Annotated in this window: 8 protein-coding genes and 1 pseudogene; 4 read left to right on the forward strand and 5 right to left on the reverse strand. The window is 71.0% G+C overall.

The features are described 5' to 3' along the window. Together RMO12_RS12300 and RMO12_RS12305 are read right to left on the reverse strand one after the other, a co-directional pair. Positions 1–983: mechanosensitive ion channel domain-containing protein (locus tag RMO12_RS12300; protein WP_309639514.1), on the reverse strand; the 983-nt coding region annotated here is incomplete at its 3' end. Positions 984–1,020: 37 nt separating this feature from the next. Next, positions 1,021–1,962, reverse strand: coding sequence for a histone deacetylase family protein (locus RMO12_RS12305; protein WP_309639515.1), 942 nt, complete (start codon positions 1,960–1,962; stop codon positions 1,021–1,023). 57 nt (positions 1,963–2,019) lie between these two features. Here RMO12_RS12305 and RMO12_RS12310 point away from each other — a divergent pair, with 57 nt between their 5' ends. The 4 genes from RMO12_RS12310 to mltB all read left to right on the forward strand — a co-directional run bounded on the left by RMO12_RS12310 (position 2,020) and on the right by mltB (position 7,407). Beyond that, positions 2,020–2,940 carry a MoxR family ATPase gene (locus RMO12_RS12310; protein ID WP_309625728.1) on the forward strand — a complete coding sequence of 307 codons (921 nt, stop codon included), beginning with the start codon at positions 2,020–2,022 and terminating at the stop codon, positions 2,938–2,940. Between the two features lie 213 nt (positions 2,941–3,153). Then, entirely contained in the window at positions 3,154–4,122 is a 969-nt protein-coding gene (locus RMO12_RS12315; RefSeq protein ID WP_309639516.1) for a DUF58 domain-containing protein, read from the forward strand. Positions 4,123–4,231: 109 nt separating this feature from the next. Next, a complete protein-coding gene (locus RMO12_RS12320; RefSeq protein WP_309639517.1) occupies positions 4,232–6,283 on the forward strand; it encodes a DUF3488 and transglutaminase-like domain-containing protein in 2,052 nt (683 codons plus the stop codon). After that, entirely contained in the window at positions 6,280–7,407 is a 1,128-nt protein-coding gene (gene mltB, locus RMO12_RS12325) for a lytic murein transglycosylase B (RefSeq protein ID WP_309639518.1), read from the forward strand. The genes RMO12_RS12320 and mltB overlap by 4 nt, the downstream gene beginning before the upstream one ends. A gap of 38 nt (positions 7,408–7,445) precedes the next feature. Here mltB and RMO12_RS12330 read toward each other — a convergent pair whose 3' ends face one another. The 3 genes and pseudogenes from RMO12_RS12330 to alaS all read right to left on the reverse strand — a co-directional run. Next, positions 7,446–8,045: an NMCC_0638 family (lipo)protein gene (locus tag RMO12_RS12330; RefSeq protein ID WP_309639519.1), complete on the reverse strand. Its 600-nt coding sequence runs from the start codon at positions 8,043–8,045 to the stop codon at positions 7,446–7,448. 93 nt (positions 8,046–8,138) lie between these two features. Then, complete coding sequence (locus RMO12_RS12335) at positions 8,139–8,678, reverse strand: GNAT family N-acetyltransferase (protein WP_309625733.1); 540 nt, start codon at positions 8,676–8,678, stop codon at positions 8,139–8,141. Between the two features lie 16 nt (positions 8,679–8,694). Further along, positions 8,695–10,594, reverse strand: a pseudogene (gene alaS / locus RMO12_RS12340) (alanine--tRNA ligase); the annotation flags it as partial.

Here is a 10,594-nt window from a genome sequence, read left to right on the forward strand (position 1 = left end):
ACCGAATGCTGCATCGCCTTGTCGGCGAAGGTCGCGTTTTCCACGCGCTGCGTGATCAGCAGCTCGTTGGGCACGATCGACTCGCGACCGCTGGCCGCGCGGATGACGGTGGCGCGCGTGTTGATGTCGGTGATGCGGCCCTCGAAGCCGTCGACCTTGACCAGGTCACCGATGCGCAGCGAACGCTCGGCCAGGATGACGAAGCCGCTCACGTAGTTGCTCGCGAGTTTTTGCAACCCCAGGCCCAGTCCCACGCCGAGCGCGCCGCCGAGCACGCTGAGCGCCGTGAGGTCGATGCCGGCGACCGACAGTGCCAACAGCAAGCCGACCAACAGCAGCAACGCGCGCGTCGCGTTGGCGGCCATCTTGCGCACCGACAGGTTGTCGCTGCGGTTCTTGAGCAGCCGCGTCTCGATCGCCGCACTCACCCACAGCGCCAGCACGAGCACGACCACCGCATTGAAGGCGCCTTCGAACAGCGCACGCAAGGAGATCCTGGTGCTGCCGACCTTCCAGCTCACGCCCTCCATCGCGTCGAGCATCAGCGGCAACACGCCGGTGATCCACAAGATGAGACCGATCCACACCACCCACGACACCCAGCGCTCGGCGATGCGCACCAGCTGCGACTCCGGGAAGGCCGCCCGCAGCACGCGCACCACCAGGCGGATGATCGCCAGCGCGAACAGCAGCGCGATGGCGATGCGCAGCAGCGCCGGTGGCACGTCCGCCGGCAGCAGTTCGCGTGCGAGCAGCGCCAAGCCGAACGCCAGCAACGGAAACAGCGCGCCGTCAACCAGCCGCTCGCCGAACAGCACCGAGCGGCTGTGCAGCGTCTGCGGTGCACGGCCCCGCAGCAGCCAACAGGCGAGCCACGCCAGCGCGAGGCAGCCCAGCAGCACGGCGAACTCGATGGCAGCGTCGCGACTGAGCAGCGCGCGGCCCAGGGCGCCGAGCTCGTCGGGCGTCATCGGTCGGGCCATGCGGCCGTCCACTGCCATGCGCGCGTCGGCCCGGCGCTCAGCGTGCCACGTCGGCCAGCACGCGCAGGTGGCTCGCCACGCTGCGCGCCAATGCGCCGAGGTTGTAGCCGCCTTCCAGGCACGACACGATGCGCCCGTTGGCGTGGCGCTCGGCCACGCGCTTGATGCGCTCGGTGATCCAGGCGTAGTCGGCCTCCACCAGGCCGAGCTGGCCGAGCTCGTCGTCGCGGTGCGCATCGAAGCCCGCCGAGATGAAGATCATCTGCGGCTCGAAGGCTTCGAGCCGCGGCAGCCACAGCGCCTCGATCATTTTGCGCACCTCCGGGCCCTTGGTGTACGGCGGCAGCGGCACGTTGAGCAGGTTGTCGCTGGCCGGGCAGGTGCCGCTGTTGGGGTAGAGCGGGTGCTGGAAGAAGCTCACCATCAACAGGCGCTCGTCACCGGCGACGATGTCCTCGGTGCCGTTGCCGTGGTGGACGTCGAAGTCGACGATGGCCACGCGATCGAGGCCGCGCACCTCGAGCGCATGGCGCGCCGCGATGGCGACGTTGTTGAAGAAACAAAACCCCATCGCCTGGCGACGTGTGGCGTGGTGGCCGGGTGGGCGCACGGCGCAGAAGGCGTTCTCGACCTCGCCGTCGAGCACCGCATCGGTGGCGGCCACGGCGGCACCCGCGGCATGCAGCGCCGCCTGCCAGGTGCCGGGCCCGGCCACGGTGTCGGCGTCGAGCGAGCGCCGGGTGCCGCGCTCATCGACCTGCTGCATGAAGGTGCGCATCGCGGCGACGTAGCCCGCGTCGTGCGCGAGTTCCAGATCGCGCTCGCAGACCGCGCCGGCCTCGCGTGCGTCGAGCGCGACGAGCAGGCCGGTGGCAATCAGGTGGTCGGCGATCGCGTCCAGGCGCTGCGGGCTTTCCGGGTGGCCGGCGCCCATGTCGTGAACGCGGCAGGCGGGGTGGGTGTAGTAGGCGGTGGCCATCCGTCTTCGGGCGGTCTGGGTGATCGGGGGCGGTCGATTCGGCTATGGTGCGCGGCTATGAACCTGCACGCCCGCCTTCACCGACTGGTGGACCAGATTAGCACGATCATCGTCGGCAAACGCCCGCAGATCGAGGACTCGCTCGCCTGCCTGCTGGCCGGTGGCCACCTGTTGATCGAAGACGTGCCAGGCGTCGGCAAGACGACCTTGGCGCATGCGTTGGCGGTCTCGCTCGGCCTGCGCTTTTCGCGCGTGCAGTTCACCGCCGACCTCATGCCCACCGACCTGGTGGGTGTGTCGATCTACGAACGCGGCAAGGAAAGCTTCGTGTTCCATGCCGGCCCGGTGTTCGCGCAGGTGCTGCTGGCCGACGAGATCAACCGCGCCGGCCCCAAGACGCAAAGCGCGCTGCTCGAGGCAATGGAGGAGCACCAGGTCACGGTCGAGGGCGAGACGCGCGCCCTGCCCGCGCCCTTCTTCGTGATCGCCACGCAGAACCCGAGCGACCAGCTCGGCACCTATGCGCTGCCCGAGAGCCAGCTCGACCGCTTTCTCATGTGCATCACGCTCGGCTACCCCGACCGTGCCAGCGAACGTCTGCTGCTGGCCGGGCGTGACCGCCGCGAGGCGATCCAGGACCTGCGCCCGGTGATGACGCCCACCGAGCTGCAGGCCGCGCAGCAGCAGGTGCTTGCCGTGCATGCCAGCGAGCCGCTGCTCGACTACCTGCAGGCGTTGATCGCCGCCACGCGCAGCGGCCAGTGGTTTGTCGAAGGCCTGTCGCCGCGCGCCGGCATTGCGCTGCTGCGTGCCGCCAAGGCGCATGCGCTGCTCGACGCGCGCGACTACGTGGCGCCCGACGACCTGCAGGCCGTCGCCGCGCAGACCGTCGCGCACCGGCTGCAGCCGGTCGCGGGCGCGGGTCGCGGACGACGCGAGCAGGTACGCGCCATGCTCGCGGCGGTGGCGCTGCCGTGAGCCGGTGTGCGCGTCGGCTCACGGGCCGCGCTGGCCACGGCGAACCATGGCCGTCGAGCAGCGCCGATTGCCGCAGCCAGCGGCGGGCAAGCGGCACGCGTCGCGGCGGGTGTCGCGGCGCCTGCCCCGGCACGAATCGCGGCGCCTTTCACAGCACCTCTCACAGCACCTGTCGCGCCCCGCGCCGATGGCCCGCACCGAGGGCGGCCTGATATGCGCTCGCCACGGCAACTCTGGCGCGCCTGGTGGTCGGCGCGTCACCCGCCCACCGACACGCTCGAGCTCACGCAGCGCAACGTTTACATCCTGCCCACGCGCGCCGGCTGCGTGTTCGCCGCGACCTTGCTGGTGCTGCTGGTCGCCTCCATCAACTACCAGTTGAGCCTGGGCTACGTGCTCACCTTCCTGCTCGCCGGCAGCGGCGTGGTGTCGATGCACGTCACCCACGCCACCTTGCGCGGCCTCGCCCTGCACCTGCGCGCGCCGCAGCCGGTGTTTGCCGGCGACAGCGCCAGCCTCGATTGCGTGCTCACCAGCAGCAGCGCGCGAGCGCGGCACGGCATCGGCGCGCGCCTGCGCGGCAGCGGCACTGCTGCGCACTGGAGCTGGACCGACGTGCCCGCCGGCGGCCAGGCGGTGCTGCAACTGGGTTTCACCGCCGCGCGCCGCGGCCGCCTCGCGCTGCCGACGGTGGTGCTCGAAACACGCTTTCCGCTCGGCCTGTTTCGCGCCTGGAGCGAGTGGCGCCCGGCCTCGTCGCTGCTGGCCTATCCGCGGCCCGAAACACCGGCCGCAGCGCTGCCGGCGGCGCATGCGGTGGGCAGCGCCAGCACGGCGCTGTGGGCCCGCGACGGCGGCGAACTCGAGGGCGTGCGCCCCTACCGCCGCGGCGATCCGCTCAAGCGCGTGGTCTGGAAGAAGGCCGCGCGCGCGCTCGAAGCCGGCGGCGAACTCGTCAGCCGCGACACCAGCAGCGCCGCGCGCCACGACCTGTGGCTGGACTGGGCCGCCACCGGCTCGCTGGCGCCCGAAGACCGTCTCTCGCGCCTCGCCGCCTGGGTGCTCGCCAGCGAACGCGGCGGCCTCGCCTGGGGCCTGCGCCTGCCGGGTCGCGAGCTGGCACCGGCGCATGGCGAGGCACAACGACGCAGCAGCCTGGAGGCCTTGGCGCTGTGGTCATGATGTGCGCGCTCCCGTCCCGAGCGACGCGGGCCGAGCGCCGGGCCGCTCCCAAGCCGGCCCGCCTCCCCGCGGGGGAGTGGCCGATGTACCCGTCGGTCGAGGGGCCGTCATGACCTGGCCCGGCTGGCGCCACTTGCCGCGCGAGTCGCGCGACACGCTGTTCCTGCTGGGCGTGATCGCCTGGACCGTGCTGCCGCACACCACCCATCTGCCACCGTGGTGCAGCGCGCTCACCGCCATCATGCTGGTCTGGCGCGGCGCGCTGGCGGTGCGCAGTGCGCCGCTGCCGGGGCGCTGGGTGCTGGCCGCGGTACTCGCCGCCGCGGTGGCCCTGACCTTCGCGACGCACCGCACCCTGCTCGGCAAGGAAGCCGGCGTCACCCTGCTGGTGGTGCTGGTGGCGCTGAAGACGCTGGAGTTGCGCGCGCGGCGCGACGCCTTCGCGGTGTTCTTTCTCGGCTTCTTCCTGGTGCTCACGCACTTTCTGTATTCGCAATCGATGGCGATCGCCGCGGCGATGCTGGTGTCCGTCTGGGGCTTGCTGGCCGCGTTGGTGCTGGCGCACATGCCGGTCGGCCAGCCGAGCCTGTTGCAGGCCGCGGTGCTGGCCGGACGCTTCGCGCTGTTCGGCGCGCCGGTGATGGCGCTCCTGTTCGTGCTGTTCCCGCGCGTCGCGCCGCTGTGGGGCATGCCCGGCGACGCGGGTGCCACCACCGGTCTCTCGGGCACCATGCGCATGGGCATGATCGCCGAGCTGGCGCTGGACACCAGCATCGCCATGCGGCTGCGCATCGTTTCGGGCACGCCGCCCGCCCCCGAAGCGCTGTACTTTCGCGGCCCGGTGTTGGCCGACTTCGACGGCGAGACCTGGCGCGTCGCCGGCTCTCGGCTGCCGCAGCGCGGCGCGTCGCGCGCCAACCTGCGCGTGGAGGGCGAGCCGGTCGAAATTGAAGTCACCCTCGAGCCGCTGCGCCTGGCGACCTTGCCGGCGCTGGAGGCCACGCCCGAGCTGCCACCGCTCGACGGGGTGCGGGCGCTGCGGCGCGACGACCTGCACTGGGTCACCGAACGGCCGGTCGCCGAGCGGCTGCGCTACACGGCCAAATCCTGGCCGCGCTTCCTGCATGGCCCGACCGAGCGCGACATTCGGCTCGAGGACGCGCTGGAGCTGCCGCCGGGCTTTAACCCGCGCCTGCTCGCCTGGGCCGCGGCACTGCGGCGCGAGCCGCGCTACGCCCTGGCCGATGCGCCCACCTTGGCGGCCATGCTGATGACGCGCATCCGCACCGAGGGCTACGGCTACACGCTCACCCCCGGCGTCTACGACGACGACCAGAGCGGCGACGCGATCGACGAGTTCTGGTTCGACCGCAAGCTGGGCTTTTGCGAGCACTTCGCGGCGGCGTTCGTGGTGGCGATGAGAGCGCTCGATGTGCCGGCGCGCATCGTCACCGGCTACCAGGGTGCCGAGCGCAACCCGGTCGACGGCAGCTTGGTCGTGCGCCAGAGCTTTGCGCATGCCTGGGCCGAGTACTGGCAGCCCGGCGTGGGCTGGCGACGCGCCGACCCGACCGCGGCGGTCGCGCCCGATCGCATCGAGCGAAGCCGTGCGCTCGAGGCGTCGCCCGGTTTCGTCGCCAGCGCCTTCGGTGGCCTCGCGCCCGACGCGCTGCTGCGCCTGCGCGCGCTCTGGGACGCCACCAACAACCGCTGGAACCAGTGGGTGCTGAACTACTCGCGCAGCGCGCAGGTCGACCTGCTGCAGCGTCTGGGGCTGCAGAGTCCGAGCTGGCAGGATCTCGTGCTGCTGTTGCTGGGCATCGTCAGCAGCCTGGCGCTGCTCGGCGCCGGCTGGGCCTGGTGGGACCACCGGCGCAGCGACCCTTGGTTGAGTGCCTATGCGCGCGTGCGACGCGCCGCTGTGGCGCATGGCGTGACGGCAGGCGACTGCACGCCGCCGCGCACCTTGGCCGCCGCGCTGCACGCACGTGCCGGCGCTGCTGCCGAGCCCGTTGTGGCTGCGCTGCACGCGCTCGATGCGCTGCGCTATGCGCGCAACGACGCGCCACTGACAAGACATGCGACCAGCGCCGAGGCGCGCCGGCTGGCGCGTGCGGCACTGCAGGCGATGCGGCCCCTTTTCAATCTTCCGCTGCGATGACGACGACCCGACCCTCCCCTCCCTTTGGCATCTCCGGCCCCGCCACGAGCATGGCGCTGGCGCTGCTGCTCGCCGTGGGCGGCGCCCTGCCAGGGCTCGACGCGTCAGCCGCCGAGCCGCGCCGCAAGCCCGCCGCCATGCGCTCTGATAGCGCCAGCGAGATGCCTGCCTACGGCCGCCGCGAGGATGTGCTGGCGCTGGCCGCCGACATCGCCGAGCGCCACGCGCTCGACCGCGACCGGGTGGAAGCCGCGCTCGCCGAGGCGCGCTTCGTGCCGAGCGTGGTGCGGCTCATCACCCCGCCGGCCACCGGCATTGCCAAGAACTGGGCCGCCTACCGCGCGCGCTTCATCGAGCCGGTGCGCATCGCGGCCGGCGTGGCGTTCTGGCGCGACAACGAGCGCGTGCTGCGCGAGGCCGAGCAACGCTGGGGCGTGCCACCCGAGATCGTGGTGGGCATCGTCGGCGTCGAGACGATCTACGGCCGCCAGATGGGCAACTTTCGCGTCATCGATGCGCTGGCCACGCTCGCCTTCGACTTCCCGGTCGAGCAGGCACGGCGCGACCGCAGCGCATTCTTTCGCGACGAACTGGAGAGTTTTCTCGTGCTGTGCCAGACCGAGGGCGTCGATCCGCTCGCGCCATTGGGCAGCTACGCGGGCGCGATCGGCATGCCGCAGTTCATGCCGAGTTCGTGGTTGAAGTACGCGGTCGATTTCGACGGCGACGGCCGCACCGACCTGCGTGCGAGCGCGGCCGACGTGATCGGCTCGGTGGCGAACTACCTGGCCGAGTTCGGCTGGCAGCGCGACATGCCCACGCACTACGCGGTGACGATTCCGAGCGGGGCGGACGACCGCGCCACCTTGCTCGGGCCCGACATCTTCCCGAGCTTTCGCGCCGCGCAGTTGGCCGACTACGGTGCCGCTCTCGACGCGGCGGGGCGCGAGCACGACGGACCGCTCGCGCTGGTGGAGCTGCAAAACGGCAGCGCGGCGCCGAGTTATGTGGCCGGCACGCAGAACTTCTATGCGATCACGCGCTACAACCAATCGAGCTATTACGCGCTGGCGGTGATCGAACTCGGCAGCGCGGTCGCGGCCGTGGTCAGGGCCACACGCTGACCAAGAGCAAGGGCGCACCGAGCGCCTGCGCCGGCTCGTCAAGGCTTGACGGTGCGGGAGCCGGCGCCACGCGGCGCCGAACTGAGTACCTGCATGCCGGGCCGCTCGGCGAGCAAGGTGACGGCGTCGAAGCTGCGCGCGCCATGCTCGTCGCGCACCTCGAAGGCGCTTTGCTGGCGCCAGCTGCCGCCGCGCTCGACGATGCGCTCGCCGATCACGCGCACCTTGGCGCCGCGCGCGCGCAGCGTGTCGATCACGCCGGCAAAGCCCGCTTTCACCGCCGGCCCCTCGGCCCGCTCGGCCCAGACGGTGCAGCGGCCGTTTTCGGCCAGCGCTACCTGCAAGACGGCGCCGCGACCGGGCGGCGCAAACACTTGCCCGGGCGACCCGCCGAGCAGCGCATCGGCGTCGCTGCCGCCTTCGCCCGCATGCGGCCGCAGGCCGGCCGCCAGCGCACGATCGACCTGCGCGGTGGTCTCGCCGGGCGCGTCGGCACAGACGCTGCGAAACAGCGCGATCGCGTCTTCGGCGCGCTGCTGCGCCTCGGAACGGGGCGCCACGTCGGCGTCGTCCAGCACAGCCGCGGGCGGCACGGTGAACACCGGCTCGGCGCGCTGCGCCGACGCGATCCCGGCCATTGCCACTGCCATTGCGACGACCCCGGCAAACCCTGCCGCAGCCAGTGATGCAAGAGGGTCGCGACGCATGCGCTGATGCGGTGGCGGCCGCTCTCAGGCCACGCTCGGCAAGACCGGCGGGCGCGGGTGCAGCCGCGCCATCGCATGCGCGTCGACATAGGCGCCATCACGCAGGGCATAGGCGCGGTGCGTGCCCTCGACCGCGAAGCCGAACTTACGGTAGAGCGCGATCGCCGCGACGTTGTCGACGTACACCGTCAGCTCCAGCCGCAGCACATGCGCCCAGCCGTCGGCGTAGTCGCACAGCGCCTGCATCAGCGCGCTGCCGACACCCAGGCGCTGTGCCTCCCTGACGACCGACAGACCGAGGAACATCGCGTGGCGGCGCCGCAGTGAATTGCCCGCCGGATGCAAGCCCGCGCTGCCGACGACGTTGCCACCGCGCTCGGCCAGCAGCAGCAGGTCGGGCTGGCCCGCTTGCTGCATGTCGGCGAGCCAAACGCGCAGGCGCTCCTCGCTGGGGTAAGGCAGCTGCAACAAACCAGGATAAACCTCGGCGTCGCCCATGATGCGAGCGAAGGCGGCCGCATCCTGCGGGTTCGCGCGACGGATGGTGATCGCGTTCGCGCTCATGCCGCGCTCATGCCGCTTATGTCCGCTCGGCCACCCAAGCCTGCACCGAAGCGAGTGCCGCATCCAGCCGCGACGGGTCGCTCCCGCCGGCCATCGCGAGGTCAGGCTTGCCGCCGCCCTTGCCGCCGACCTGCTGCGCCACGAAGTTGACCAGCTCGCCGGCCTTGATCGTGCCCATCCGATCGGCCGTCACGCCGGCCGCGAGCTGCACCCGGCCACCTTCGACCGCGGCCAGCACGATGGCCGCGCTCTTGAGTTTGCCCTTGAGCTTGTCCATCGTTTCGCGCAGCGCCTTGGCGTCGGCGCCGTCGAGCACGGCGGCCAGCACCTTGATCGACACGTTCTGGCCCTTCACGTCCACCGCCTGCGCCAACAACTCGTCGCCTTGCGAGGAAGCGAGCTTGCCCTTCAGCGCCGCAAGCTCCCGTTCGAGCGCACGCACTTGGTCGAGCACCGCGCTGATGCGCCCCGGCACCTCGGCAGGCGCGGCCTTCAGCGTGGCGGCGATGCCGCCGACCGTACTCTCGAGCGACTGCAGATAAGCCAGCGCGTTATCGCCGGTGATCGCCTCGACGCGGCGGATGCCGGCCGCGACACCGCTCTCGGCGACGATCTTGAAGAGGCCGATGTCTCCCGTGCGCTGCACATGCGTGCCGCCGCACAGCTCGCGGCTGCTGCCGATGTCGAGCACGCGCACCACGTCACCGTATTTTTCGCCGAACAACATCATCGCGCCGAGCTTCTGCGCTTCGTCGATCGGCAGCACGCGGGCCTGCGTCGCCGCGTTCGCCAGGACCTCGGCATTGACCTTGGCCTCGACCTCGCGGATCTGAGCGTCGCTCATCGGCGCGTTGTGCGCGAAGTCGAAGCGCGTGCGCTCGGCGTTGACGAGCGAGCCCTTCTGCTGCACATGCGTGCCCAGCACCTCGCGCAGCGCCTTGTGCATCAGGTGGGTGACGCTGTGGTTGCGCACGACTCGGGCGCGGTGCTCGGCTTCGACGCGGGCATCGAGCACATCGCCGACCTTGATCTCGCCTTCGACGACGCGGCCGTGATGGCCGAAGACATCGGCCTGAATCTTTTGCGTGTCCTCGACCAGCATGCGCGAAGTGCCGTTGCGCAGCTCGCCGCTGTCGCCGACCTGGCCGCCGCTCTCGGCGTAGAAGGGCGTGTGGTCGAGCACGATCACGGTGTCGTCGCCGGCCTTGGCGCTCGCCACCGGGGAGCCGTCGACATAGACGGCGGTGACCTTGGCCTGGTCATGCAGCAAGTGCTCGTAGCCGTGAAAGGTGGTCGGGCTGCCGCTGTAGTCAAGGCCGGTGGCCATCTTGAACTTGCCGGCCGCCCTCGCCTGTTCGCGTTGGCGCTTCATGGCTGCGTCGAAGCCGACATGGTCAACCGTGACGCCACGCTCGCGGCAGACATCGGCGGTCAGATCGAGCGGGAAGCCGTAGGTGTCGTGGAGCTGAAATGCAACATCGCCACTCAAAACTGCCGGCTTCACACGCGGCGTTGCATGAGGCTTCGCTCGTCGCTGCGCTTCTACGTCCGCGACGCCAAGCGCAGTGAGTTCGTTCAGGGCTCGATTGAGGATTTCCATGCCATTCGCAATGGTCTGGAAGAAGCGCTCCTCCTCCTGCTGCAGCACCTCGGTCACGCGCGCCGCGGCGCGCTGCAGCTCGGGTTAGGCCGGGCCCAACTGGCGCACCAGGTCAGCGACCAGCGTTTGGAAGGAGGGTTGGCGGGCGCCCAGCTTGTAGCCGTGGCGGATCGCGCGGCGCGTGATGCGGCGCAGTACATAGCCCCGGCCCTCGTTGCCGGGGATCACGCCGTCGACGATCGTGAACGAGCAGGCGCGGATGTGGTCGGCAATAACCTTCAGCGAAGGCGAGTCTTTGTCGCAGTCGCCGCCGCCG

Origin of the sequence: Methylibium sp. (assembly GCF_031393925.1) — a bacterium.
GTDB lineage: Bacteria > Pseudomonadota > Gammaproteobacteria > Burkholderiales > Burkholderiaceae_C > Methylibium.

What these genes read in the sequence shown, in the direction of transcription:
- RMO12_RS12305 (WP_309639515.1), bottom strand. Translation starts at nt 1,962, where the DNA reads ATGGCCACCGCCTACTACACCCACCCCGCCTGCCGCGTTCACGACATG.
- RMO12_RS12310 (WP_309625728.1), top strand. Translation starts at nt 2,020, where the DNA reads ATGAACCTGCACGCCCGCCTTCACCGACTGGTGGACCAGATTAGCACG.
- RMO12_RS12315 (WP_309639516.1), top strand. Translation starts at nt 3,154, where the DNA reads ATGCGCTCGCCACGGCAACTCTGGCGCGCCTGGTGGTCGGCGCGTCAC.
- RMO12_RS12320 (WP_309639517.1), top strand. Translation starts at nt 4,232, where the DNA reads ATGACCTGGCCCGGCTGGCGCCACTTGCCGCGCGAGTCGCGCGACACG.
- mltB (WP_309639518.1), top strand. Translation starts at nt 6,280, where the DNA reads ATGACGACGACCCGACCCTCCCCTCCCTTTGGCATCTCCGGCCCCGCC.
- RMO12_RS12330 (WP_309639519.1), bottom strand. Translation starts at nt 8,045, where the DNA reads ATGGCCGGGATCGCGTCGGCGCAGCGCGCCGAGCCGGTGTTCACCGTG.
- RMO12_RS12335 (WP_309625733.1), bottom strand. Translation starts at nt 8,678, where the DNA reads ATGAGCGCGAACGCGATCACCATCCGTCGCGCGAACCCGCAGGATGCG.